The sequence below is a fragment of the Sphaerotilus sulfidivorans genome (genome assembly GCF_013426975.1).
Lineage (GTDB): Bacteria > Pseudomonadota > Gammaproteobacteria > Burkholderiales > Burkholderiaceae_C > Sphaerotilus > Sphaerotilus sulfidivorans.
In genome coordinates this window covers 76,831-100,136 of record NZ_JACCPY010000010.1, presented here as the reverse complement: position 1 = coordinate 100,136, position 23,306 = coordinate 76,831, and the positions used below count along the sequence as shown (strand labels likewise).

Here is a 23,306-nt window from a genome sequence, read left to right as displayed (position 1 = left end):
CTGCTGACTGCATCGGCCGATGCGGCATCACAGTGCGAGCTGCGGTGCGATGGGGCATGGGCCGACGAGGGTGTGTGGGGCAGATGTCGAGGACAGCGGGATCAGGGGCGATCGCAGGACGACCGGCAGGGCGCGTGACGGCAGCCCTGCGGCCGCCATGGCTGCCGCGGCTGCTGAGGACGATCCTGCTGCTCGGCCTGCTTGGTGTGTTTGGCGTGCCCGGCCTGCCGTCGGCGCGCGCCGCCCTGGCCCCGACCTCAGCCCCGGAGCTGCTCCGGCTGGACTCGCGCGCTGGCGCTGCGCTGGAGGTGTGGTCCGGCCTGAAGGTGCTGCGCGACGATGGCCACGCGCTCGACTTCAGTGCGGCCCGCGTGCTGCGTGACCGGGCTGAACGGCCTGCGGTGCCCCTGGCCAACTTCGGTGAACATGCCGGCACGCTCTGGCTCTTCCTGGAGGTCGAGATCGGCCCGCAGGCGGCCGGCGAATGGCTGCTGGATGTGGCCTATCCGGCACTCGACGAGGTGGACCTGCAGGTGCTGCGCGACGGCCGCGAGGTGGCGATGCTGCGCAATGGCGACCGGCTGACCGGCCGCGAGCGCCCGCTGCTGGCCCGCACCCATCTGATGCCGCTGCGGCTGGAGCGGGGCCGCCATGAGCTGATCCTGCGGGTGCGCAGCTCCGGCAGCCTGATCGTGCCGCTGTGGCTGATGACGCCCGAGATGCACCGCTTGCACGAGGAGCGCGCGCAGCTGGTGCAGGGGCTGGCGACCGGGGTGATGCTGTCGCTGCTGCTGTACAGCCTGGCGCAGTGGTACAGCCTGCGCGACCGCATGTTCGCGTACTACGGCCTGAGCGTGCTGAGCCTGGGGCTGTTCCAGATCGCCTTCCAGGGCGTGGGCATGCAGCACCTGTGGAGCGAATATCCGACGCTGGCCGAGAAGATACCGCCGGTCTGCGTGCTGCTGGGCATCACCGGCACCTTCCTGTTCATCAACCGGGCGCTGGCCATCGCGGAGCTGTCGCCGCGGCTGTCATGGGCGATGAAGATCGGTGCGCTGCTGTGCGCCGGCGCGGCGCTGCTGGTGCTGCTCGGCCTGCTGAGCTATCGCGACGGGCAGCGCATCGCCAAGGTGCTGGGCCAGCTGCCGACGCTGCTGGCGCTGCCGCTGGCCTGGCGGCGCTGGCGTCAGGGCGATGCGGCGGCCGGCTACATCCTGGCGGGCTGGACGGTCTACACCGCCGGCGTGCTGGTGCTGGCGCTGCTGATCAGCGGCCGGCTGCCCGCCACGCCCCTGGTGCTGCACGGTTTCCAGATCGCATCGCTGGCCGAGATGGTGATGTGGCTGGTGGTCACCGGCGTGCGGGTGGCCGCGCTGCGGCGCGCGGCCGAGCGGGTGCGCCATGATGGCGAGCGCCTGCGCCTGCTGGCCGAGACCGATGCGCTGACCAGTGCGCTCAACCGGCGCGGCCTGCAACAGGCGGCCGGACCGTTGCTGGAACGCGTCCGGCCCGGCCAGGCGACCGTGCTCTTCCTGCTCGACCTCGACGGCTTCAAGCCGGTCAACGACCGTTTCGGCCATCAGGCCGGCGACCGGGTGCTGGTCGAGGTGGCCCGCCGCCTGCAGGCCCAGGTGCGCCAGACCGATCTGGTGGCCCGCATCGGCGGCGACGAGTTCGTCGTGATGGCCGCCGGCCTGCCGGACGAGCCGGCAGCGCTGCGGCTCGGGCAGGCGCTGCTGGATGCGATCGCGCCCGACATCGAGGTGGAGCCGGGCCAGCCCTGCCGCGTCGGCGCGACGATCGGCCTGGCGATGGTGCCGGACGACGGGCGCGACATCGCCGTGCTGCTCGAGCGCGCCGATCAGGCGATGTATGCGGGCAAGCAGGCCGGCAAGCGCCAGGTGCGGCGCTTCACTTGACGAAGGTGTTGAGCTGGATGATCGGCAGCAGCACCGCCAGCACGATCACCATGACGATGCCGCCCATGCCGACGATCAGCAGCGGCTCCAGGATGGTCGCGGTCTGCATCGCGCGGCGCTGCACCTCGGCGCCGAGCTGGGTGGCGGCGCGCTGCAGCATCAGCGGCAGCTCGCCGGTCTGCTCGCCCAGGCGGGCGAACATCGCCAGCAGCCCTGGAAAGCGCTTCTTCGCCGCCAGCGCCGAGGCCAGCGGCGCGCCTTCGCGCACCTGCACCAGCGCCTCCATCGCGTCGGCGCGCATCGCGCGGTTGGACAGCGTCTCGGCCGCGGCCTGCAGCGCCTTCAGGATCGGCACCCCGGAGCCCGCCAGCATCGCCAGCGTGCCGGCAAAGCGCGCGGCGTTGTAGCCGCGCGCCAGCCGGCCGAACAGCGGCAGGCGCAGCAGCGCCGCATCCAGCCGCTCGCGGGTGGCCTCGTTGCGGCGCATCAGCACCAGCGTGGCGCCCGCACCGATCAGCGCCAGCAGCAGCGCCCAGCCCCACTGGCGCAGGAAGGCGCTGACCGCCAGCATCGCGCTGGTCAGCAGCGGCAGCGCCTTCTTGCTGCCGGCGAAGACCTGCGCCACCTGCGGCACCACATAGGTCACCAGAAAGATGACGATCACGACCGCCACCACCGAGACGATGGCCGGATACAGCGTCGCGCCGATCAGCTTGGCCTTGAGCGCCTGGCGCTCCTCCAGGTCGTCGGCCAGGCGCTCGAGCACCCGGCCGAGCTGGCCGCTCTGCTCGCCGGCGGCCACCACTGCGCGGTAGACCTCGTCGAACTCGCGCGGCGCGCCGGACAGCGCGCGCGCAAAGGGCGAGCCGGCATTGACCTCGGCGCGCAGATGCGCGAGCAGCTCGCGCTGGCGCGGCTCCTCGGCCTCGTCGGCCAGTGCGGTCAGCGCGCGTTCCAGCGGCAGGCCGGCGGCCACCAGACCGGCGAGCTGGCGGGTCCAGACCGCCAGCGTGGTCGCGGTGAAGACCCGCCGGCGCAGCAGCGAGGCGCCCGCGCCGCTGCCGGTGGCCTCGCTCTCCGAGGTCACCGGACTGACCTCCAGCGGCACCAGCGACCGCGCCCGCAGCTGCGCGCGCACCGCGCGGGCGCTGTCGCCCTCGAGCAGGCCGCTCTGGGTCTTGCCGCTGGCGTCGAGCGCCTCGAATCGGTAGGCGGGCATCAGTCCCTCGTCACCCGCAGCAGCTCTTCCATCGAGGTGATGCCGGCGGCCACCAGCCGCTCGCCGTCCTCGCGCATCGAGCGCAGGCCGGCGCCGCGCGCCGCGGCGATCAGCTCGGACTCGGGTGCACGCGCATGGATCAGCGCCTGCACCCGCTCGTCGACCGTCATCAGCTCGTAGACGCCGGTGCGGCCCTTGTAGCCGCTGTGGCCGCAGTGGTCGCAGCCGACCGGATGCCACAGGCCGTCCTCGCCCTGTCTGCGGCAGTGCGGGCAGAGCTTGCGCACCAGGCGCTGCGCCAGCACGCCCAGCAGCGAGGACGACAGCAGGAAGGGCTCGATGCCCATGTCGGTCAGGCGGGTCACCGCGCTGGGCGCGTCGTTGGTGTGCAGCGTCGCCAGCACCAGGTGGCCGGTCAGCGAGGCCTGCACCGCGATCTGCGCCGTCTCATGGTCGCGGATCTCGCCGATCATGATCACGTCCGGATCCTGGCGCAGGATGGCGCGCAGCGCCTTGGCGAAGGTCAGGTCGATCTTGGCGTTGACCTGGGTCTGGCCGATGCCGGCCAGCTCGTACTCGACCGGGTCCTCGACCGTCAGCACATTGGTGGTCGAGGTGTCGACCTGGCCGAGCGCGGCATAGAGCGTCGTCGTCTTGCCCGAGCCGGTCGGGCCGGTGACCAGCACGATGCCGTGCGGCTGGGCGATGCGCTGCGAGAAGCGCGCCAGCGTGTCGCCCTGCATGCCGAGGCTGGCCAGCGAGAACTTGGCCTCGCCCTTGTCGAGCAGGCGCAGCACCGCGCGTTCGCCATGCACGCCGGGCAGCGTCGACACCCGCACGTCGATCGCGCGCCCGCCGATGCGCAGCGAGATGCGGCCGTCCTGCGGCAGGCGCTTCTCGGCGATGTCGAGCTCGGCCATGATCTTCAGCCGGCTGATGAGGGCCGCGTGCAGCGCCTTGTTGGGCTGAACCACCTCGCGCAGCGTGCCATCCACACGGAAGCGCACGGCCGAGGAGCGCTCGTAGGGCTCGATGTGGATGTCGCTGGCGCCGTCCTTGGCGGCCTGCGTCAGCAGCGCGTTGAGCATGCGGATGATCGGCGCGTCGTCGGCGGCTTCCAGCAGATCCTCCACGGCGGGCAGGTCCTGCATCATGCGGCTCAGGTCGACCGCGCTCTCGACCTCGCCGATGACCGCCGCGGCGCTGGACTCGCCGCCGGCATAGGCCTGGGCGATGCGCTGGGCCAGACGCTCGGAGGCCTCCAGCTCGACCGCATCGACCGCATGCAGGCGCATGACCTCGGCCAGCGCGGCGCGCGGTGCCTGGGCATCGGCCCACAGCACCAGGCGCTCGCCGTCGTCCTCGAGCAGCAGGCGCTGCGACTTGGCCCAGGCATAGGGCAGGGGATGGCGCACGGCAGGATTCCTTGGCGGGATCGGGCTTCGGGTCAGGGCAGGGAGCCGTTGGCGGCGGCCGGTGTCCGCGGCGCTGCCGGCGCTGTGGGCGCCATGGGTGCCGACGGCGTGGCGGCCGGTCGTTCGGGCAGGGCCGGCAGCACCGGCGAGTCGTTGATGTTGCCCAGCGTCGCCGACGGCGTCGGCTGGCTGGTCTGCTGGCGGGCGCGGATCGCCTCGTAGCGGTCCAGCGTCAGCGCGGTGGCGTCCGCCTGCGTGCGCATCACCACCGGGCGCAGGAAGACCAGCAGATTGGTCTTGACCCGCTTGCGCGAGCCCGACTTGAACAGGTTGCCGACCAGCGGCAGCGAGGCCAGACCCGGCACCCGGTCCTCGCCGTCGCCGAACTCGTCCTTGAGCAGGCCGCCCAGCACCATGATCTGGCCGTCGTCCACCACCACGGTGGTCTCGATCGCGCTCTTGTCGGTGGTCGGCCCGCTGGTGGTGCTGGTGCTGACGACGCTGGAGTTCTCCTGGTAGACCTGCATGCGCACCGTGCCGTTCTCGCCGATCTGCGGCTTCAGGCGCAGCGTCAGGCCGACATCCTTGCGCTCGATGGTCTGGAACGGGTTGGTGGAGTTGCTGCTCGAGCCGGTGCCGGTGAAGCTGCCGGTGACGAAGGGCACGTTCTGGCCGATGACGATCTTGGCCTCCTCGTTGTCGAGCGCGACCAGATTGGGCGTCGACAGCACGTTGGCGCCGGCCTCGGACTCCAGGAAGCGCGCCAGAGCGCCCAGCGTGTAGACGCCGTTGACCGCCTGGATCAGGCCGACGTTCAGGCCGTTGCCCAGCAGGCTCGAGGCGGTGGTGGTGGCGCTCAGCGAGGAGGTCGTCGTCGTCGACAGATTGACGATGTTGCCGGTCGCGCCGTAGTTGGTGCCGGCCACCAGACCGTACTTGTCGCCGTTCTTGCCCAGCAGGCCCTGCCACTGGAAGCCGAACTCGGCCGTCTTGTTCGCGTCGATCTTGACGATCATCGATTCGACATAGACCTGGGCGCGGCGCGCGTCGAGCTGGTCGATGACCGCACGCAGCTGGCGGTACATCGGCTCCGGCGCGGTGATGATCAGCGCGTTGGTGGCCGGATCGGCCTGGATGAAGCCGCCGGTCGACGGGCTGGCCGCGGCATTGACCGGGCTGGTCGACTGGGTCGAGGCGCCGTTGCTGCCGTTCTGGCCCGCCATCGTGCCGAGCCCGCCGCCGCTGGCGGCGGTGCTGCTGCCCAGTCCGCCCGCGCCTGACAGGCCGCCGGAGGCACCCGCCCCGCCGCCGCTGCCGCCGGCACTGAAGGCCGCGCGCAGCACGGTGGCCAGCCGGGTGGCATCCGCGTTCTTCAGGTAGACGACGCGGATGTTGCCGGTCGCCTCGGCGCCGGTGGGCGGCTGGTCCAGCTTGGCGATGACCGCACGGATGGCCGCCAGCCGCGCGGCATTGGGCGCGCGGATCAGCAGCGCGTTGGTGCGCGGGTCGGCCAGCACCGAGACCGCGCCGCCGGTGGTGGCCGGTGCCGCGCCGGGCGTGCCGCCGGCCGAGCTGTCGGCGAAGCGCTGCACCATCTGCGCGATGTCGGAGGCCACCGCATGCCTGACCGGCACCACCTCGACATCGGTGGCCGCCGGCGTGTCCAGCGCCGCGATGATCTTGGCCAGCCGCTGCAGGTTGTCGGCGTAGTCGGTGATGATCAGCGTGTTGTTGCCGGGGTTGGCGTTGATGGTGTTGTTCGGCGAGATCAGCGGACGCAGCACCGTCACCAGGTTGTTGACGTTCTCATGCTTCAGGCTGAAGACCTGGGTCAGGATCTGGTCGCCCGATCGCACCACCTGGCCGACCGAGACGGTGCCGGTCTGCAGCTTGGCCTCGGCCTCGGGCACCACCTTGAGCAGGCCGGAGACCTCGATGACGGTGAAGCCCAGGCCGCGCAGCGCGGACATGAAGTTCAGGAAGGCCTCGCGCTCGGTCAGCGGCTGCTCGCTGTAGAGCGTCATCTGGCCGCGCACCCGCGGGTCGACCACGATCTGGCGCTTGGTGATCGCCGCCATCGCCCGCGCGACCGCGTCGATCTCGGCATTGACGAAGTTGACGGTGACCTTCTGGGCGCTGGCGGCGGCCGCGCGGCGGCTGCCCTGCTGGGCCAGCGCGTCGGAGGCGGGGGCGAGACCGCCCAGCGCGGTCAGGCCGGCCAGGGCGGCGGCGAGCAGGCGCGGCGGCACGGGAGGGCGGGAGCACGGCTTCATGGTCATCCGATCGAGAGCAGGGACCGCGCGCCCTGGCGCCGTCCGATGATGTTGAGCAGGTTGTCGAGCGCGGGACGCTCGGCCTCGCGGGCGCTGGCCTCGCCGCGCAGGCGCAGGCCGCCGGCGCCCCAGCTGCCGGTGGCGCTGAGCTGCAGCGCGCCGTCGAGGGTGTCGAGCCCGATCTGCGCGGTGCCCGCCTGGGCCGCATCGCTGCGCACCGTCAGGCGGTAGCTGCCCAGGCGGGGCAGCGTGGTCAGGCGCGAGGAGAGATCGCGCAGCTCCAGCATCGCGCTGCCTTCCATCGAGAAGCGGCCCCGGGCCCAGGTCAGGCGCAGGTCCTGCGTGCCGAGCTGCAGCGCGCCGCCCGGCCGCATGGTGTTGAACGGCGTGCCCAGGCCGACCAGCCAGGCCGCCGGCCACTGGCCGATGCGCCCGTCCGGGCTGTCGGGCGAGGGCTGGATCCGCACCTCGACCCGGCCCAGGCCCGGGCGCACGATCAGTCGTGGCTCGCCGCCCAGGCAGCAGTCGTGGCGCAGCGTCAGCTGCGCGGCCAGGCCGTCCAGGCTCAGCCGCCAGCCCAGCCGGCCGGGCAGGGCCATGGCCTCGCGGCTGCCGGGGCCGGCGGTCAGCACCAGCACCGCATCGCCCGCCCAGAGCGAGCCGCGGGCATCGGCCAGCAGCACATGGCCGCGGGTGGCCGCACTGACCGCCTGGGCCAGCCAGGCCGCCGGCGCGACCAGCGGCAGCGTGACCAGCGCGCCGGTCAGCGCGCCGGCCACCGCCCAGCGGCGGCTGGAGCGGGCCTGCGCGACCCAGCCGGTGCGCGAGCGCGTCAGCGCATCGTCGAAGGTCGACAGCGGGCCGACGCTGGGCTGGTAGGTCGGGCGCCAGGGGCGGGAGTGCAGCGGCAGGTCGGGGCGGCGGCTCATGCGGGCGGCCTCGTCAGCGCGGTGCGGCCAGCGTCAGCACGACGCTGCCGCTGTAGCCCTTGCCGCTGCGGCCGAGCTGGGCCTCGACCACCCGGGCCCGCGCGGCGCTGCGCACCTCGTCGAGCCAGGCGGCCAGCGCCGCCGGCTCGATGGCGGTGAACTGCACGGTGATGCGCTCGCCGCTGGCCTGCAGTCGTGCGGCCGCCCCCAGCCGCTGGGTGGCCGAGTGCAGCGCGGCCTCGGCCTTGGGCGGCGCCACCGGCGGCAGCGCACGCAGCTCGCCCGCTTCGGCAGCCAGGCGGCGCATCTGGGCGAGCTGCGCATCGACCTCGGCCAGTCGGGCCGGCGCGGTCGACAGGCTGCGCAGCGCCGGTGCGATCGCGACGCTCCACAGCAGGAAGAAGCCCAGCACCAGCGCGGCGGCGCCGACCAGCAGGCGCTCTCGCGGGGCCAGCGCCGACCAGCGCTGGCGCAGCGGCGCGAGCTGCTGCATCAGCGCGCCGAGGCGCTCGTCCGGGGCCCGGGCGGGGCGGCTCATCGGGACGCTCCGCCGCGGGCCTGGCTGATCTGCACCTGATCGGCGCCCGGCTCGAGTCGCCAGCCGCCGGGCGCCAGCGTGGTGCGCATCTGCTCGAGCAGCTCGGGCGGCAGGCCCTGCACGCCCAGGCGGATCTGGCCCGGCTCGAAGGCCACGGTCTGAGGCGGGCGGCCCTCGGGCCAGACGCTGGCGGCCACCTGCATCAGCGTTTCCAGGTCGCCGTCGCCGGCGCGGCCGGCGCTGGTTCGCAGCATCTCGTTCTCCCGTTCCATCTGCACCGGGGCATCCAGCACCGCACGCACCTGCGGATGGGTGCGGGTCAGCAGCTGGGTCATCTCCAGCCGGCGGCTGCGGATCTCGCGCTCCTGCAGCCAGGCCCAGGCATTGAGGCCGACCACCTGCACCAGCACCAGCCCGAGCAGGCCCAGGCGCACCGGCCGCCAGGCCGGGGTCATGAAGCGGCGCCAGCCCTCGCGCAGCTGGGCCAGACCGCGGTGGCGCGGTGCCAGCTCGAACTGGCGCAGGTTCCAGGGGCTCTGCGCGGCGGCCAGCAGCAGCTCGGCCTGACGGGTGACCTGCACCGGCTGGCCCAGCCAGCGCTCGGCCGGCGCGGCGGCGGCCGGCTCGGCCGTCCACAGCGTGTCGCCCGGCAGCGGCTCGGGCAGCAGCGAGCGCGCCAGCGAGCCCGCCACCGGCCAGGTCGACACACCCTGCGCGTCGGCCCAGCTCAGGCGCGGGCGCGGCGGTTCGTCGGCCGGGTCGACATGGAAATGGCCGCGCGCCAGCGTGTCGGGCCACAGCATCGGCACGATCCGGTCGACCGCCCGGCCGCCGGCCTCGATCGCGCCGATCTGCGCCACCAGCCAGTCGCGGTCGATCGCGGCCAGCCAGCCGGGCTCGCCAGCCCGCGCATCGGGTGCGGCGGCCAGATGCAGCGCGTCGGTCTCGTCGAGCAGCGCCTCCTCGGTCAGGCCGGCCAGCGCCGCGCGCAGCCGGGCCGGCGGCGCCTTGGGCCAGTCGATGCGGTGGAAGGCCACATCGGCCGGACCGCAGGCCAGCACCGTGGTGCCTGCCTGGGGCAGCAGCGCGGCGGCGCAGCGGCCTTCGGACTGGACAGTGCGGCCGTCCAGACTCAGCACCCAGCCCAGTTCCTGTGCGGGTGCCGCAGCCGTGCGGGCCTGCGGATGCAGGCGCGGACGGTCGGGCAGTTGGACAACGAGCAGGCTCATGCGGGTTCGGTCAATTCGGGCCGATTGTAGGGCGCGGGGCGGGGGCGGACTGTGACCGGGCGTGGTGTCCGTTTCATGAACAGAGCGGCATTTCCGGCCTGGTTCTGCATCGATCGACGGGGGGCGTGCTGCTCCAAGGGCGCCTCAGGGCTGCAGCAGCGCCTGCAGCTCGAGCGGATCGGTCAGCCGCCGGGTCGACAGCAGCCGCACCTCGCGGCCCTGGCGCTCGATCAGCGAGCGCTGCGCGATCATCATCGTGTCGAGCCGCAGCGAGCCGGTCACCACGAAATAGGCGCTGTTGACGCTGACCCGGCGGGCGTCGGTCAGCGCGCGCTCGCCCAGCACTTTCTGCACCTCGTCGGGCGAGCGCAGCGGATCGCGCTGGCGCGCCTGCACCAGGCGCTGCGCGCCGGCCAGGTCGATGCCGGGCAGCACCGCGGCGATGACCTCCTTGGGCGCGGTGTTCAGATTGACCGGCGTCTCGCGCGGCAGCAGCACCACATAGGGCCTGAGCGTGCGCACCACCGGCTCGGACAGGCCCAGCCAGCCCAGCTCGTCGACCGAGGGCGGCATCAGCGGCAAGGCCGCCGTGCCGGTGGCCGATTCGGCCTCGGCCTCGGTGGCCCCGCCGGGCGTGGCGCGGCGCAGCGCCAGCGCCAGCCGCTGCGCGACATCCGCACCCAGGCCGATGTGCTCGCACAGCCGCGTCAGCGTCTGCAGCTCGGGCGGGCTGATCTTGCCCTGCTGGATCAGATTGCGCAGGTTGTAGCGTGCCTGCGCATCCTCGATGCGGCCGGACAGGAAGGCGTCGGGCATGCCCTCGCTCATCTGGCGGTCGGCGGCCAGGAAGGTCGACAGGCGCGCTTCGGCCAGCGGCGCGGCCCAGGGCTCGTTGAGATGGTCGGTGCCACCGCTGCGGGCGTCCTCGCGCAGGATCATGCGCGACCAGTCCATCGCGCCCTGCAGCAGCCATTGCGCCTGGGTCTGGGTGCGTTCGGCCGCCTCGACCTGCAGCGCGCGCCACTGCTGCCAGAGCATGCCCGCCGCCAGCGTCGCCACCACGGTGACCAGGATCATCGCGGTCAGCAGCGCCGCGCCGCGGGGGCGTGCCGGCAGCGCGCGGCGTCGGGCGAGGAAGATCGGTCTCATGGATGGATCAGACGGATGTCGCGGGTCAGCGTGCCGGCGGCGGTGCCGCCCTCGCCGAACTGCAGCAGCAGGCGCACGCCGTCGGGCAGGGCTTCCTGGTTGACGATGACCGGCGGCGTCGCGCTGTTGCCGGCGCCAGCGCCGCCGCCATCCGGGCTCTGGCCGTCCTGCCGCCCGGGCGTTGTTGCCGGCTCTGCCGCCGGTGCGCTGCCGGCCAGGTCGCCGCTGGACTGCGCATTGCTCCAGCTGCTGCTGCTCTGGTGATAGTGATAGAGCTGCCACTGGCTGACGCCGTGCAGCATCGCCAGCGTGCCGGCCTCGCTGCCCAGCAGCTGGTAGCTGCGCATCCAGTGCTCCTGCAGCGCGTCCATCGCGGTGACCGCCGGCGAGCTCCAGCGCCACAGCGTGCCGCCGCGCAGCGTCCAGGCCACCACCTGCAGGCCCTCGGGGCGGCGGCGGGTCAGGCGCAGCGTGGCGCCGTCGAAGTTCAGTCCCGGCACCACCTGGGAGTCATGCACCTCGCGCAGGTCGATCTCCCACTGCGACATGACCGACTGCAGACGCAGCAGCCGCTCCATGTGCGCCTGGGTGATCTCGCGGCTGCGCACCACCGCGTCGACGCCCTGCCAGGCCATCGCGGCCATGACGGCCATGATCGACAGCGCGACCAGCAGCTCGATCAGCGTGAAGCCGCGCGACCGCGACCGTGGCCGCGATCCGGGAAGAGGGGGGCGCATCGGCATCAGAGCCTCGACATCACGGTGCTGTAGGTCAGCAGGCTCTGGCCGTCGGCATCGAGCATGCGCACGTCGATGCGGCGGAACAGCGGATTGGGCGTCGGCCGCACCGAGACCCGGCCGGCATAGCTGCGCCCGAGCTGCTCGCAGCTGAATTCGCTGTCGCCCACCGGCGGGAGCTGGCGCGACAGGCGCAGGTTGGCCAGATGGCTGTCGGCGCACCACTGCGCGGCCAGCGTGCTCTCCAGCCGCTCGGCGTTGCCGCTGAGCGCGCCGGCGGCCTTGATGCCGGCGGCCAGCGTCAGCGCGACGATGGTCAGCGCCACCAGCACCTCGACCAGGGTCAGGCCGCGTTCAGCGCGGGGCTGCATCGCCGTCCTCGCTGATCACCGCGAAGGGCGCCAGGCCGTCGCTGCCCAGGCGCACGCTGCGGTCCTCGAGCCGCAGCACCAGCTGCTGCGCCGGAATGACCGGCTCCGGCCCGAGCACCAGCGCGCGCTGGCCGGGCGGCAGCTGCACCTCGATGCGGCCGGAGAGCTCGCGCTCGGCCCAGTGCTGCGGCAGGCCGTGCTGCGGCGGCAGGCCCTGGAAATGGAAGTCGGCGTCCTCGGCGCGATCGTCCGGGCCGAAGCTGCCCGGTCGGCCCGGTCCGGGTGCCCAGCCGGCGAGCGTGCCCGAAGCGCGGGCCTGCACCCGTGCGGCCTCCAGGATCGCGGCCAGCCGCGAGGCCTCGCGCTCCAGCCGGGTCGAGGCCGGGTCCGGCAGCGCCATCGTGACGACCGCACTGGCCAGCGCGACGATGGCCACCACCACCAGCAGCTCCAGCAGCGTGAAGCCGCGCTGGCCGCCGCGCTGGCCGGAACGGCTCACTGCCAGGAGCCGATGTCGGCGTCCTTGCCTTCGCCGCCTGCCTGGCCGTCCGCGCCGTAGCTGAAGACGTCGATCGGGCCCTTCACGCCCGGATTGGCGTACTGGTAGGCGCGGCCCCAGGGGTCGGCGGGCAGCTTGTCCAGATAGGGCTTCCAGTTGCCCGGCACCGGCGCGGCGCTCGGCTTGGCCACCAGCGCCTGCAGGCCCTGCTCGCTGGTCGGGTAGCGCTGGTTGTCGAGCCGGTAGAGCTTGAGCGCCTGCATCAGGTTGTTGACATCGGTGCGGGCGGCGGTGGCGCGGGCATCGTCGGCACGGTCGAGCACGTTGGGCACGACCAGCGCGGCCAGCACGCCGATGATGACCAGCACCACCATCAGCTCGATCAGCGTGAAGCCGCGTGCGGCAGTGCGGGCGAGACGCGAACTTTTCATTCGGGCAATCCTGTCGGGCGATGAGTCGGCGGGGTCGTCGATCATAATCCGGCGCCATGGCAGCACGTTGGACAGCATGGTTGGTATGGGCCGCCCTGGCGGGCAGCCTGGTCTTCTGGGGCCTGCGCCTGGGCGTGCGTCCGGGCGGTCTGCCGCCGCAGGTGCAGACGGTCGCTACCGACCAGGCGGTGCGTGGCGATGTGCTGCGCATGCTCGGTGCGCTGCCGGCCGCCGCCGTCGGTCTGCCGGCGGCCGCACCTGAGGCGGCAGCACGCTTTCGTCTGATCGGTGCGGTGGCCCGCAGCGGCGGCGAAGGCTGGGCGACGCTGGCGGTCGACGGTCAGCCGGCGCGCGTGGTGCGCGTCGGCGCCGCAGTGGACTCGAGCTGGGTGCTGCAGTCGGTGAGCGCCCGTCAGGTCACGCTCGGCCCGGCCGGCGCGCCCGCGCAGCTCACGCTCGATCTGCCTCAGCTGCCGCCGCCGGCCACCGGCGTGCCGGGTCAGCAGAGCGCAGCGGCTGCGCCTGCGCCGGCCGGCATGATGCCGGAGGGCATGCAGCCGGTGCCGCCCATCCAGGTTCCGCCCGACGGCGTGATGCCGGGGCAGCCGCCGATCATCCAGGCGCAGCCCGAAGGGGCCGGCACCGTCAGCGGCGGGGTGGTCGAGCCGCCCATGGTGCGCTGAAGCGTCTCAGCCGCGCACCGGGCGTGGGTCGAAGTCCGACGGCGTGGTCTCGGCGGGTTCGGCCGGCGGCGGCATCGGCTCCACGGTGTCCTCGACCTCGGTGAGCAGCGCGCAGGCGGCGCGCACCAGCGGCCAGCTCAGCGCGGTGCCGGTGCCGTCGATCGACTCCAGGCCCAGCGCCAGCAGCGCCGCGCTCTCGAAGCCGGCCAGCACCACATCCAGACCGCGGTGGTCGGTGCTGCGGCAGAACAGCGCATAGTCGACCACCGCCGGCGCGATCTGCGAGGCCACCAGCAGCGCGGCGCAGGCGCTCATGCCGTCGACCAGGATCAGCATGCGCCGCTCGGCCGCGCTCAGCATCGCGCCGACCATGACCGCCATCTCGAAGCCGCCGAAGCTGGCCAGCGCCTGCACCGGATCCTCGCTGCCGGGGTGGCGCGAGTGGGCGCTGTGCAGCACCGTCAGCACATGGTTGAGCTCGTCCTCGTCCATCCGTGCGCCCGAGCGCACCAGCTCGCGCAGCGGCAGGCCGGTGATGCGCGAGATGACCAGCGCGGCCGAGGCACCCGAGCCCACACCCAGCCCGGCGCAGCCCAGCACATTGCCCGGCAGCGCCTTTGCGATCTCCATGCCGGCCCGCAGCGCGGCATTGACCTGGTCGAGCGTCATCGCCGCGGTGACGCGGCCGTTGCGGGTGCCATGCGCGATCTTGCGCAGCAGCATGCCCGGCCGGGCAGGCATCGCGCTGGCCAGGCCGCAGTCGACGATGTCGAGCGTCATGCCCTGCTGATGGGCGAACACCGGCAGCGGCACCCGGCAGGCCAGCAGATCCTCGATCTGTGCGGCAGTGCTGTGGTGCTGCGGCGGGTTCAGGTCGACCGCCAGGCCGTGGTCGCCGGCGAACAGCAGCAACTGCGGCTGGCGCAGTCGCGGGCGCAGCGTGCCCTGGATCAGCCCCAGGCGCAGCGCCAGCGGCACCAGCTCGCCGAGTCCGCCGGCGGTGGCGACGCGACGCTCGAGCTTGAAGCGCAGCGCCTCCTCGAGCTGGGGGTGGGCGGTCGGGACGATCAGGGGCCGGGCAGCGGAAGACATCGGAAATCCGGGTTCAGGACGGGGCGAGGGAGAAGGCGACAGATTGTGTGCGCCAGCCCGCCCGGCCGTGACCCGTGTGCCCCGGCATCCCGTGGCGCTTCAGTGCATTCCGGCGCGTGAATTCAGCGCAGGAACAGCCGGTAGACCGGGTTGTCGGTCTCTTCGGTGAAGGGATAGGCCAGCGTGTCGAGGAATTCGCTGAAAGCCGCACCGTCGGCCGCCGGCACCTGGATGCCCACCAGGATGCGGCCGTAGTCGGCGCCCTGGTTGCGGTAGTGGAACAGGCTGATGTTCCAGTCCGGGTGCATGCTCGAGAGAAAGCGCATCAGCGCGCCCGGCCGCTCCGGGAACTCGAAGCGGAAGACCCGCTCGTCGCGGGCCAGCTCCGAGCGGCCGCCGACCAGATGGCGCAGGTGCGTCTTGGCCAGTTCATCATGCGTCAGGTCGACCGCGCCGAAGCCCTGGGCCGCGAACAGCGCGCCGATCTCGGCCGACTCGCCGCGGGTCTTCGTGCTCAGGCCGACGAAGATGTGCGCGATGCGCTCGTCGCTGATGCGGTAGTTGAACTCGGTGACGCTCCTCGGGCCGATCAGCTCGCAGAAGCGCTTGAAGGAGCCGCGCTCCTCGGGGATCGTCACCGCGAACAGGGCCTCGCGCTCCTCGCCGACCTCGGCGCGCTCGGCGACGAAGCGCAGGCGGTCGAAGTTCATGTTGGCGCCGCAGGTGATCGCGACGAAGGTCCGGTCGGCGCAGCCCTCGCGCGCCACGTACTGCTTGACCGCTGCGACCGCCAGCGCGCCCGACGGCTCCAGGATCGAGCGGGTGTCCTGGAAGACATCCTTCATCGCCGCGCAGACCGCGTCGGTGTCGACGACGATGAACTCGTCGACCAGCTCGCGCGCGACGCGGAAGGTCTCCTCGCCGACGAACTTGACCGCGGTGCCGTCGGCGAACAGGCCGACGTCGTTCAGGCGCACGCGCTGGCCGGCGCGCACCGACTGCAGCATCGCGTCGGAGTCGACCGTCTGCACGCCGATGATGCGGATCTCCGGGCGCACCGCCTTGATGTAGGCCGCCACGCCCGAGATCAGGCCGCCGCCGCCGATGGCGACGAAGACCGCGTCGATCGGGCCCTCGTGCTGGCGCAGGATCTCCATGCCGATCGTGCCCTGGCCGGCGATCACGTCCGGATCGTCGAAGGGGTGGACGAAGGTCAGGCCTTCGGCCTCGGCGACCTTCAGCGCGTGGTCGTAGGCGTCGTTGTAGCTGTCGCCGTGCAGCACGACCTCGCCGCCGAGGTGGCGCACCGCGTCGACCTTGACCTGTGGCGTCGTCACCGGCATCACGATGACCGCGCGGCAGCCCAGACGCTGGCTGCCCAGGGCCACGCCCTGCGCATGGTTGCCGGCCGAGGCGCAGATGACGCCGCGCGCGCGCTGCTCCGGGCTGAGGTGCGCCATCTTGTTGTAGGCGCCGCGCAGCTTGAAGCTGAAGACGGGCTGGTTGTCCTCGCGCTTGAGCAGCACCTGGTTGCCCAGCCGGCGCGAGAGGTGGCGCGCCGGCTCCAGCTCGGTCTCGCGCGCGACGTCGTAGACCCGGGCGGTCAGGATGCGCTTCAGGTAATGGTTCAGCAGGGTCTGGCGGTCGTCGGACATGGGCGGGAGCAAGAGCGGGAACAAGGTCAGAAACGGCCGCTAGTGTCGCGCAAACCCGGATGGCGGACGAAAAAAAGCCCGAGGCTTGTGGCCTCGGGCTCAATCCACCTATGGAGGAGGGTGGAGGAGACAACCAGTGCTTGGGAGTGTCCGTCGTTTGAAAAGTTCTAGGGACAGTCCCGATTGCTTGTTCGAAATTGTACCAAAGCAATTGCTGCATTGCAACGAGAACGAGCGCATCGGCCATGCCGTTGCCGGCCGGCGTGTGCAGCGGTGCGCGGTCGCACGTCACAATCGGGCCCTTTTTCGCGGAGACCGAACGATGGAGTGCACGATTAACTGGATGCCGGCCTCGGGCATGGCCTTTTCCGCCGAGACCGGCAGCGGTCATCTGCTGATGATGGACGGCGCCCCCGAGGGCGGCGGGCGCAATCTCGCGCCGCGCCCGATGGAGACGATGCTCGCCGGCGCCGGTGCCTGCACCGCCTATGACGTGGTGCTGATCCTCAAGCGCGGCCGCCATGCGGTGCAGGGCTGCCAGGTGAAGATGAGCGCCGACCGCGCCGAGACCGAGCCCAAGGTCTTCACCCGCATCGTCATGAAGTTCGTCGTCAGCGGCGCGAAGCTGCCCGAGGCGGCGGTGAAGCGCGCGGTGCAGATGTCCTACGAGAAATACTGCTCGGCCACCGCGATGCTGGCCAAGACGGCGCAGATCGATCTGGAGGTCGAGATCGTCGACACCGCTGCGGGCGGTTGATTCTTCGGGACGGTCGGCTGCAGGTTTGCTGCGCCGCGTGATTGTTTGCCCTCAATCCGTCGGTTCGCCTGTCGATACTTGTCAGGCGAAGTCTGGATGACTTCAGTGGTCAGGTTTCCTCGGTAGAGGGGCCGATCTGTGAAGCAGTAGGTTCAATCACAGGAAGTTGCAGCAATGAAGACCGTCTTCTCCACTCTGTTCTCCCTTTTGGGTATCGGGCTGATGTCCGGTTGCTCGACGGTAGAAGTCCGAAATTCAGTGGAGCAGCCGGCGCCCGTGGTGTCGTCCTGTGCAACCTGCAAGCCTGCTCCCTACTATGCCACTGCAGTGACCCGTCCGGGTGCGTGCAATGATTATCCGGTCACTTATCGGGTACAGATTCCGGAGGTGGATGATCGCATTCGCCCGGTCGATCGATCCCAGCTGGTTTCCACGGGTGGTTATTACGCTGCCTGTGGGTCCTCGCCGTGCTGCAAGTGATGTGAGAGGGCGCAGTCATGAATTCCCCCCGTGTCCTCCTTGCGTTGGCTGGCGCCAGCCTGATAGGTGCCGCTGCTGTGGCGCAGCCAGTCGTGCTGATCGATGAGCGCATGGATCTGCGTCGGCAGCACTATGTCGAGCCGAATGTCTACCGCTACGAGCCGATCATTTCGCACCACGCGGGCTCGCCTGCAGGCATCTTCAACAGCGGAATGATCTTCCTCGCCGAGCAGATCAACCGCAATGTGTCGCCAGACGGCAAGTCTCGCCAGACGGTGGTCACCAGCTTCTCGCCGCTGGGCGATCTGAGCGAATCGTCATCGTTCGGGCGGCTGATTGGCGAGCATCTGATGCATGAACTGGTCGTGCGAGGCTGGCTGGTGGCTGACATGCGCATGACCCGCAATCTCATCATCAATGATTCCGGTGAATTCATTCTCAGCCGGGACATCATGAAGATCCGCGAATCGATGCCGATGGCCAATGTCGTCACGGGGACCTATACCACGACCAAGGATGGCGTTCTGCTGAGCGTCCGGGTTCTGGATGTCGCATCGGGTCAGGTTCTGTCGACGGCGCAGACACGGTTCCCCCGGGATGCTTTTGTTGCTGCATTGGTGGACAAGCCACCTGTTCTGCCCGTGGTAAGATTTTCGCGTTGACAGCAAGGCCGAACCAAGCTGAAGGGCAGTGCGATGCGGTTGATCTTGGCTGGGATGAACAAGGTGCGGATGATTCCGCTTTTTGCTGCATCGATTTTCCTGATGGGCTGTGCAGCTCAGCCGGGCAAGGTGGTCGGGCATTGCGCGATGCCAACAGACCGCATTCTCTCGAGAATTGATCTGAAGCAGATGATGGACGAGATATCGTCCGAAGTCTGCCAGGTTGCCGGGGGTGTGGCTCCGGATCATTATCGATCGTCCCATCCGCTGCTGGTGCCGGATGTCGTGGATGTGCAGTCCTATCAGCCCCATGCCTTCGGGCTGGCCGCCAGCGAGATTTTCAGGGAAAGCTTGCACCGAAACTGTCGCACGCCGATCAAGCAGGTGGAGATGGCCAGAGACTTCAGCCTGACTCCCGACGGGCTGATGGCGCTGTCGCGTGACAGCAGCGTGCTGCGTGAGCAGTCAGCGGCTTTGCCCGTGGCGATGGTGGCGACCTACAGCCTTGCGCCAGATCGGTTGACGGTTGTCGCCCGTGCGGTGCGCATCACGGACTCCGTGATCACGCACATGGCGTCGCGTGAGGTGCAGTGGCGCTGCACCCCCCTTCTTACAGGCGAGACTGACATCACCTTCATGATGAAGTGATGTCGTTGCTGTTGGCTCATATCCTGTGCGCGGTGGCGGTCATGACCTTCGCCGCCGCGCGCATCAGCCAGCGCGCCGGCAGCGGCGGGCGGATGCCGCCGGCGGCCTGCGCGGCTTCGGCGTGACGGATCTCGTCGTCGCGCATCTGCGCGACGATCGCCCGCGAGGCGTGATCATGGGCCGGCAGGCGCTGCAGGTGGCCGTCGAGATGCTGCTCGACCTGGCGCTCGGTCTCGATGACGAAGCCCAGGCTGGCACGGTCGCCCAGGCGCGCCGCGCCCCAGCCGATCGCAAACGCGCCGGCATACCAGAGCGGGTTGAGCAGCGAGGGTCGGTCGCCGAGTTCCTTCAGGCGCTGCTCGGTCCAGGCGAGATGGTCGGTCTCCTCGCGCGAGGCTTCCTCGAGCTGCTCGCGCAGCCGCTCGTCGCGGGTGGCCAGCGCCTGCGCGGTGTAGAGCGCCTGCGCGCAGACCTCGCCGACATGGTTCACCCGCATCAGCGCGCCCGAGAGGCGGCGTTCGGCCTCGTCCAGCTCAGGCGTCTCGGCCGCGGTCTGAGGGTCGGGGCACGGTGTCGGCCGGCTGGCATGGTGGTGGCTCCAGACGGTGCGCAGGCTCTGGTCCATGACCGACACCAGGCGGTCGATCGGCGAGAATGTGATCTTCATGGCGCTGGCAGTGTAGTGGGGCGCCGATGACGAATTGCGACAGATGCAGGCGTTTCCACGCCACTTGCTGCGTCGTTGCGTGACAGTCGCGAGGCACTTCCGACTTGTCAGTGTCACGAAAGTCCTGCTTGTTGTGTTGCAGCAACGGCCAATTCCCGCTCGGTGTTGTCTCGCTTGGCAATGCGAGAACGGCTCTGGTGCAATACCGTCAGCTTCCGATGAGGAGGTCGGCCTGGCCCGGGCAGTGTCGTGCGACGACACCTCGTGCTGCAGGACCCTCTAGTTCAACCTAGGAGATATTTGCATGAAGAAGTCTCTGCTCGCTCTCGCCGTCCTGGGCGCTTTCGCCGGTGCCGCTTCGGCCCAGTCGTCGGTCACGCTGTATGGCAAGCTGGATCTGGGCTTCGCCAAGGCTGCTGGCTCGGCTGACAAGCAAGTCGCCGACGGCTCGGGCAGCCGCGTGGGCTTCCGTGGCGTCGAGGATCTGGGTGGCGGTCTGAAGGCCCTGTTCCAGTTCGAGCACCGTTTCAACCCGGACACCGGCACCGTCACGAACACCGCTTTCTGGCACGGCCTCTCGACCGTCGGCCTGGGTGGCTCGTTCGGCACCGTGAACCTGGGCCGCCAGTACACGGCCGCCTTCTCGCTGATCACCAACGTCATCGATCCGTTCGGTGGTGATACCGTCGCCGGCCTGCGTGGCGAATCGCTGACCAAGTCGGTCGCTCGTCTGCGCACCGACAACTCGGTCCGCTACGACGGCGCCTTCGGTGGCCTGAAGGTCGCTGCCGACATCGCCGAAACCCCGGCGGGTGGCGTCGATCGTCCGTACTCGGTCGCTGCTCAGTACGCTGCCGGCCCGTTCATGGTCGCCGCTTCGTACGACAACCCGACCGGCGCCAACGACAACCTGGCCACCCTGGGTGGTTCGTACACCTTCGGCCCGGCCAAGGTCTCGCTGGGCATCGGCCGTGGCGACAACAACAGCAACGTCCGCGTCAAGCAGGCCCTGGCTGGTGTGACCGTCAGCGTTGGTGCTGCTGGCCAAGTCCTGGCTGGCTACGCTCAGGAAGAAGTCGGCACCGCTGACGCCACCAAGAAGGTCTCGCTGGGCTATCGCCACAACCTGTCGAAGCGCACCCAGCTGTACACCGACGTGACCCGCGTCAACGACCTGCTGAGCAAGACCGAGAAGACCGGCTACGACTTCGGCGTGATCCACACCTTCTGATTTCCGGCCTGCGTCCTGCAGGCTTGAAGATCGAAGATGCGCAGAAGGCCACCCTCGGGTGGCCTTCTGCCTTTTGTCATGGGTAGACGGACTGATACCTTGCTGTTCCATGGCGCCTCTCCCCATGACGATGATCCTTTCCCGGGGCCGGCTCGTGCTGGCGGCGATCAGCCTCGTGCTGGCGGGCTGCGCAGGCCTGCCCTCTGCCGTCGAGCGGCCCGCCAGCCTGCCCGAGGATCCGCAGTCGCCGGTGGTGGCGACCGACGCAGGGGGCATGCAGCGCCTGCCGGGCAAGCGCGAGACGCTCTACCGCCCGGCGCAGCGGCTGGGCCAGCCCTGCCTGCACGCGCGGGCCGAGCGCTCGGCCAGCCTGTGGCGGATGCGGCTGCAGGCGCCACGCACCGAGGCTCGCCTGCTGCGCTTTTCCTGGTGGGCCGCCGACCTCGACGAGCGCGCCACGGTGGCTCAGGCCGACAGCGACGATGCGGTCGCCCGGGTGGTGCTGGCCTTCGACGGCGATCTGTCGAGGCTGAACGCGCGCAACCGCATGCTCTTCGACCTGGCGCACACCCTGACCGGCGAGATGCCGCCCTACGCCACGCTGATGTATGTGTGGGATGCGCAGGCGCCGGTCGGCAGCGTCATCGTCAGCAGCCGCAGCGACCGCATCCGCAAGATCGTCGTGGAGTCCGGTCGTGGCCAGCTCAACGGCTGGCGCCACTACGAGCGTGATGTCCGCGCCGACTTCGAGCGGGCCTTCGGCGAGCCGTCGGGGCCGCTGACCAGCCTGGCCTACATGACCGACGCCGACAACACCCAGGGCCGTGCCGAGGCCTGCTACGGGCCGGCACGGCTGTTCTGATCCGGCGTGGCGCCTGCGTCGTCATGCCCCTTCTGTCACTGTGGTGACGAGATGTGAGCCGGCGGCCTCGGGATCTTCCAGACTGCACGTCCGGCGGGCGAGGGCCAAGAATGGCGGTGTCTCACCTTGCTGACGGAGTCCCCATGAAGAAGACCCTCCTGTTTGCCGCAGCGACTGCCGCCCTGCATGGCGGCGTGCTGGCCCAGACGCCTGCGCCGAGCGCGGTGTCGATCTACGGCATCGTCGATCTGGCGCTGCGCCACACCACCAACGATGGCGCGACCGCAGCCACTCGGGGCGATTCCCAGAGCCAGGTGACCGCCGGCATGTCGCAGAGCCGGCTGGGCCTGAACATCGCCGAGGATCTCGGTGGCGGCCTGCGCGCGCTGGGCAATCTCGAGCATCGCTTCAATGCCGACGAGGGCAGCAGCGCCTCGTCGACCGACTTCTGGCGCCAGTCCTGGGTCGGCCTGCAGGGCGGCTTCGGTCGCATCACCGTGGGTCGTCAGTACAACGTGCTGTTCGATGTCTTCACCTCGACCTACGCGTCCTTCCGCTACTCGCCCTACATCGAGGCCTTCAAGCCGGAGATCGGCTTCTCGCTGGGCGCGCGCAACAGCAACATGGTCAAGTACCTGGTCGAAAGCGGTCCGTGGCGCGCAGCGGTCCAGGCCAGCGTGTCCGAGGGCGCGGCCACCGGCGGCAAGTCGAGCGGCGGCTATGTGCGCTATGCCAGCGGCGGCTTCGCGGCGGGTGGCGCCTATCTGGCGCTGCGCGACGGCGCGGCGCGCAAGAGCGAGGTCGTCACCCTGGGCGGCTCCTACAGCAGCGGTCCGTGGAGCACCTCGCTCGGTCTGGCGCGCAACAAGTTCGAGAGCGGCTTCAATCCGCTGATCATCGCCTCGCTGCTGGGCAATGGCGGCACCAATGGCACCTTCGCGCTGGGCAATGTCGAGCACCGCGACATGCTGTCGGTCGGCGCCGGCTACCAGCTCACGCCGCAGCTCAACCTGGGCGCGCACTACTGGCATGCACGCCAGACCGGCCGCACCATCGCTGGTGACGGCAAGGCCGATTTCTACGCGGTGGTGGCCGACTACGCCTTCTCGAAGCGCACCGACGTCTACCTGGAGATCGACCGCACGCGCTTCCGCGACAGCCTGACCTTCGCCAACGGCGCGACCAGCCGGGTCGGCACGATGGTGGGCGTGCGCCACCGCTTCTGAGCGGCTCGGGCAGGTCCATCCGCCCTGTGCACCCTGTATGCCTTGCCTGTGCCGTGCGCTTCAGCGTGCGGCGGGCTGCACCGGGCCTGAGGCCGGCGCGGGGGCGGGCGCCGGGGTGACTGCTGCTTCGTGGGGCAGGGTCAGCGGCCCTTTCTGGCCACATCCTGTCGCCAGCAGGACCGTGCAGGCCAGCGCTACACTCGTTTTCAGCACACCTTGCAACATGAAGACGATTCTAGCCTGACCGCCATGACCACTCCGGACACCCCCGCCCACAGCACGCCCTCCGGCCTCGCCGATGCCGAGTACCTTCGTCTGGCCCATGCGGCGCTGGCCGCGATCGAGACCACGATCGACCGCTGGCTCGACGAGGACCTCATCGACATCGACACCCACCGCACCGGCGGTCTGCTGGAGCTGAGCTTTCCCGGCGGCAGCAAGATCATCCTGAACACCCAGCCGCCGCTGCACGAGATCTGGATGGCTGCCCGTGCCGGCGGCTACCACTACCGCTGGGCTGACGGCGCCTGGCGCGACACCCGCAGCGGCGAGGAGTTCTTTGCCGCGCTGTCAGCGCAGGCCAGCGCCCAGGGCGGCCGGGCGCTGCGCTTCGAGGCGCCGGCGGCCTGACCGC

Annotated in this window: 24 protein-coding genes; 9 read left to right on the top strand and 15 right to left on the bottom strand. The window is 70.6% G+C overall.

Going from position 1 to position 23,306, the window contains the following annotated elements; all coding sequences use genetic code 11:
• The first annotated feature begins 134 nt into the window (after positions 1-134).
• Positions 135-1,919 carry a diguanylate cyclase gene (locus tag HZU84_RS08695; RefSeq protein WP_180692858.1) on the top strand — a complete coding sequence of 595 codons (1,785 nt, stop codon included), beginning with the start codon at positions 135-137 and terminating at the stop codon, positions 1,917-1,919.
• On the opposite strand, the gene gspF is transcribed toward HZU84_RS08695, so the two are convergent.
• The 11 genes from gspF to gspG form a co-directional block, all read right to left on the bottom strand.
• A complete protein-coding gene (gspF, locus tag HZU84_RS08690) occupies positions 1,912-3,138 on the bottom strand; it encodes a type II secretion system inner membrane protein GspF (RefSeq protein ID WP_149504428.1) in 1,227 nt (408 codons plus the stop codon). The genes HZU84_RS08695 and gspF overlap by 8 nt on opposite strands.
• Positions 3,138-4,553 (bottom strand): type II secretion system ATPase GspE, encoded by a 1,416-nt coding sequence (gspE, locus tag HZU84_RS08685; RefSeq protein ID WP_149504427.1) that lies wholly within the window; start codon positions 4,551-4,553, stop codon positions 3,138-3,140. The genes gspF and gspE overlap by 1 nt, the downstream gene beginning before the upstream one ends.
• Before the next feature lie 32 nt (positions 4,554-4,585).
• Entirely contained in the window at positions 4,586-6,826 is a 2,241-nt protein-coding gene (gspD, locus tag HZU84_RS08680; protein ID WP_244954314.1) for a type II secretion system secretin GspD, read from the bottom strand.
• A gap of 2 nt (positions 6,827-6,828) precedes the next feature.
• Positions 6,829-7,755 carry a type II secretion system protein N gene (gspN, locus tag HZU84_RS08675; RefSeq protein WP_149504425.1) on the bottom strand — a complete coding sequence of 309 codons (927 nt, stop codon included), beginning with the start codon at positions 7,753-7,755 and terminating at the stop codon, positions 6,829-6,831.
• A gap of 13 nt (positions 7,756-7,768) precedes the next feature.
• Positions 7,769-8,293: a type II secretion system protein GspM gene (gspM, locus tag HZU84_RS08670; protein ID WP_257644559.1), complete on the bottom strand. Its 525-nt coding sequence runs from the start codon at positions 8,291-8,293 to the stop codon at positions 7,769-7,771.
• Positions 8,290-9,522 (bottom strand): type II secretion system protein GspL, encoded by a 1,233-nt coding sequence (gene gspL, locus HZU84_RS08665; protein WP_149504424.1) that lies wholly within the window; start codon positions 9,520-9,522, stop codon positions 8,290-8,292. Before gspL ends, gspM begins: the two co-directional genes overlap by 4 nt.
• A gap of 144 nt (positions 9,523-9,666) precedes the next feature.
• Positions 9,667-10,671: a type II secretion system minor pseudopilin GspK gene (gene gspK, locus HZU84_RS08660; RefSeq protein WP_149504423.1), complete on the bottom strand. Its 1,005-nt coding sequence runs from the start codon at positions 10,669-10,671 to the stop codon at positions 9,667-9,669.
• Positions 10,668-11,408, bottom strand: coding sequence for a PulJ/GspJ family protein (locus HZU84_RS08655; RefSeq protein WP_257644558.1), 741 nt, complete (start codon positions 11,406-11,408; stop codon positions 10,668-10,670). Before HZU84_RS08655 ends, gspK begins: the two co-directional genes overlap by 4 nt.
• Before the next feature lie 5 nt (positions 11,409-11,413).
• The gene (gene gspI, locus HZU84_RS08650) at positions 11,414-11,779 is read right to left on the bottom strand and encodes a type II secretion system minor pseudopilin GspI (RefSeq protein WP_149504421.1); all 366 of its coding nucleotides are present in this window, start codon (positions 11,777-11,779) and stop codon (positions 11,414-11,416) included.
• Positions 11,763-12,278 (bottom strand): pilus assembly FimT family protein, encoded by a 516-nt coding sequence (locus tag HZU84_RS08645; RefSeq protein WP_244954312.1) that lies wholly within the window; start codon positions 12,276-12,278, stop codon positions 11,763-11,765. The genes gspI and HZU84_RS08645 overlap by 17 nt, the downstream gene beginning before the upstream one ends.
• Positions 12,275-12,709: a type II secretion system major pseudopilin GspG gene (gene gspG / locus HZU84_RS08640; protein ID WP_037481015.1), complete on the bottom strand. Its 435-nt coding sequence runs from the start codon at positions 12,707-12,709 to the stop codon at positions 12,275-12,277. Before gspG ends, HZU84_RS08645 begins: the two co-directional genes overlap by 4 nt.
• A 56-nt stretch (positions 12,710-12,765) precedes the next feature.
• On the opposite strand from gspG, the gene HZU84_RS08635 reads away from it, so the two are divergent.
• Entirely contained in the window at positions 12,766-13,392 is a 627-nt protein-coding gene (locus tag HZU84_RS08635) for a hypothetical protein (RefSeq protein ID WP_180692857.1), read from the top strand.
• A gap of 6 nt (positions 13,393-13,398) precedes the next feature.
• Here the strand turns inward: HZU84_RS08635 and HZU84_RS08630 are convergent, their stop codons facing one another.
• Together HZU84_RS08630 and ilvA are read right to left on the bottom strand one after the other, a co-directional pair.
• Positions 13,399-14,484 (bottom strand): nicotinate-nucleotide--dimethylbenzimidazole phosphoribosyltransferase, encoded by a 1,086-nt coding sequence (locus HZU84_RS08630; RefSeq protein ID WP_149504420.1) that lies wholly within the window; start codon positions 14,482-14,484, stop codon positions 13,399-13,401.
• Positions 14,485-14,606: 122 nt separating this feature from the next.
• Entirely contained in the window at positions 14,607-16,139 is a 1,533-nt protein-coding gene (ilvA, locus tag HZU84_RS08625; protein WP_149504419.1) for a threonine ammonia-lyase, biosynthetic, read from the bottom strand.
• A 322-nt stretch (positions 16,140-16,461) separates the two neighbouring features.
• Here ilvA and HZU84_RS08620 point away from each other — a divergent pair, with 322 nt between their 5' ends.
• The 3 genes from HZU84_RS08620 (at position 16,462) to HZU84_RS08610 (ending at position 18,686) form a co-directional block, all read left to right on the top strand.
• Positions 16,462-16,896: an OsmC family protein gene (locus HZU84_RS08620; RefSeq protein ID WP_149504418.1), complete on the top strand. Its 435-nt coding sequence runs from the start codon at positions 16,462-16,464 to the stop codon at positions 16,894-16,896.
• A gap of 497 nt (positions 16,897-17,393) precedes the next feature.
• Positions 17,394-18,038, top strand: coding sequence for a FlgO family outer membrane protein (locus HZU84_RS08615; RefSeq protein WP_149504416.1), 645 nt, complete (start codon positions 17,394-17,396; stop codon positions 18,036-18,038).
• Between the two features lie 54 nt (positions 18,039-18,092).
• The gene (locus HZU84_RS08610; RefSeq protein WP_149504415.1) at positions 18,093-18,686 is read left to right on the top strand and encodes a FlgO family outer membrane protein; all 594 of its coding nucleotides are present in this window, start codon (positions 18,093-18,095) and stop codon (positions 18,684-18,686) included.
• 16 nt (positions 18,687-18,702) lie between these two features.
• Here HZU84_RS08610 and coq7 read toward each other — a convergent pair whose 3' ends face one another.
• Complete coding sequence (gene coq7 / locus HZU84_RS08605) at positions 18,703-19,353, bottom strand: 2-polyprenyl-3-methyl-6-methoxy-1,4-benzoquinone monooxygenase (protein ID WP_180692856.1); 651 nt, start codon at positions 19,351-19,353, stop codon at positions 18,703-18,705.
• 304 nt (positions 19,354-19,657) lie between these two features.
• On the opposite strand from coq7, the gene HZU84_RS08600 reads away from it, so the two are divergent.
• The 3 genes from HZU84_RS08600 (at position 19,658) to HZU84_RS08590 (ending at position 22,672) form a co-directional block, all read left to right on the top strand.
• Positions 19,658-20,584 carry a porin gene (locus tag HZU84_RS08600; protein WP_149504414.1) on the top strand — a complete coding sequence of 309 codons (927 nt, stop codon included), beginning with the start codon at positions 19,658-19,660 and terminating at the stop codon, positions 20,582-20,584.
• 130 nt (positions 20,585-20,714) lie between these two features.
• Positions 20,715-21,446, top strand: a complete 732-nt coding sequence (locus tag HZU84_RS08595; protein ID WP_180692855.1) for a DUF3047 domain-containing protein — start codon at positions 20,715-20,717, stop codon at positions 21,444-21,446.
• 143 nt (positions 21,447-21,589) lie between these two features.
• The gene (locus tag HZU84_RS08590; RefSeq protein WP_149504412.1) at positions 21,590-22,672 is read left to right on the top strand and encodes a porin; all 1,083 of its coding nucleotides are present in this window, start codon (positions 21,590-21,592) and stop codon (positions 22,670-22,672) included.
• A gap of 60 nt (positions 22,673-22,732) precedes the next feature.
• Here HZU84_RS08590 and lptM read toward each other — a convergent pair whose 3' ends face one another.
• Positions 22,733-22,897: an LPS translocon maturation chaperone LptM gene (lptM, locus tag HZU84_RS21105; RefSeq protein ID WP_149504411.1), complete on the bottom strand. Its 165-nt coding sequence runs from the start codon at positions 22,895-22,897 to the stop codon at positions 22,733-22,735.
• Positions 22,898-22,921: 24 nt separating this feature from the next.
• Between lptM and cyaY the strand changes: the two genes are divergently transcribed.
• On the top strand, positions 22,922-23,302 hold the full coding sequence (gene cyaY / locus HZU84_RS08585) for an iron donor protein CyaY (RefSeq protein WP_149504410.1): 381 nt from the start codon (positions 22,922-22,924) through the stop codon (positions 23,300-23,302).
• The last annotated feature ends 4 nt before the right edge of the window (positions 23,303-23,306 follow it).

Coding starts and splice junctions, on each gene's coding strand:
- gspD (WP_244954314.1), bottom strand. CDS start 6,826: ATGAAGCCGTGCTCCCGCCCTCCCGTGCCGCCGCGCCTGCTCGCCGCC.
- coq7 (WP_180692856.1), bottom strand. CDS start 19,353: ATGAAGATCACATTCTCGCCGATCGACCGCCTGGTGTCGGTCATGGAC.
- HZU84_RS08615 (WP_149504416.1), top strand. CDS start 17,394: ATGAATTCCCCCCGTGTCCTCCTTGCGTTGGCTGGCGCCAGCCTGATA.
- gspM (WP_257644559.1), bottom strand. CDS start 8,293: ATGAGCCGCCCCGCCCGGGCCCCGGACGAGCGCCTCGGCGCGCTGATG.
- ilvA (WP_149504419.1), bottom strand. CDS start 16,139: ATGTCCGACGACCGCCAGACCCTGCTGAACCATTACCTGAAGCGCATC.
- gspL (WP_149504424.1), bottom strand. CDS start 9,522: ATGAGCCTGCTCGTTGTCCAACTGCCCGACCGTCCGCGCCTGCATCCG.
- HZU84_RS08590 (WP_149504412.1), top strand. CDS start 21,590: ATGAAGAAGACCCTCCTGTTTGCCGCAGCGACTGCCGCCCTGCATGGC.
- cyaY (WP_149504410.1), top strand. CDS start 22,922: ATGACCACTCCGGACACCCCCGCCCACAGCACGCCCTCCGGCCTCGCC.
- HZU84_RS08610 (WP_149504415.1), top strand. CDS start 18,093: ATGAACAAGGTGCGGATGATTCCGCTTTTTGCTGCATCGATTTTCCTG.
- gspF (WP_149504428.1), bottom strand. CDS start 3,138: ATGCCCGCCTACCGATTCGAGGCGCTCGACGCCAGCGGCAAGACCCAG.
- HZU84_RS08655 (WP_257644558.1), bottom strand. CDS start 11,408: ATGCGCCCCCCTCTTCCCGGATCGCGGCCACGGTCGCGGTCGCGCGGC.
- gspN (WP_149504425.1), bottom strand. CDS start 7,755: ATGAGCCGCCGCCCCGACCTGCCGCTGCACTCCCGCCCCTGGCGCCCG.
- gspK (WP_149504423.1), bottom strand. CDS start 10,671: ATGAGACCGATCTTCCTCGCCCGACGCCGCGCGCTGCCGGCACGCCCC.
- HZU84_RS08595 (WP_180692855.1), top strand. CDS start 20,715: ATGATCCTTTCCCGGGGCCGGCTCGTGCTGGCGGCGATCAGCCTCGTG.
- lptM (WP_149504411.1), bottom strand. CDS start 22,897: ATGTTGCAAGGTGTGCTGAAAACGAGTGTAGCGCTGGCCTGCACGGTC.
- HZU84_RS08600 (WP_149504414.1), top strand. CDS start 19,658: ATGAAGAAGTCTCTGCTCGCTCTCGCCGTCCTGGGCGCTTTCGCCGGT.
- HZU84_RS08635 (WP_180692857.1), top strand. CDS start 12,766: ATGGCAGCACGTTGGACAGCATGGTTGGTATGGGCCGCCCTGGCGGGC.
- gspG (WP_037481015.1), bottom strand. CDS start 12,709: ATGAAAAGTTCGCGTCTCGCCCGCACTGCCGCACGCGGCTTCACGCTG.
- HZU84_RS08630 (WP_149504420.1), bottom strand. CDS start 14,484: ATGTCTTCCGCTGCCCGGCCCCTGATCGTCCCGACCGCCCACCCCCAG.
- HZU84_RS08620 (WP_149504418.1), top strand. CDS start 16,462: ATGGAGTGCACGATTAACTGGATGCCGGCCTCGGGCATGGCCTTTTCC.
- gspI (WP_149504421.1), bottom strand. CDS start 11,779: ATGCAGCCCCGCGCTGAACGCGGCCTGACCCTGGTCGAGGTGCTGGTG.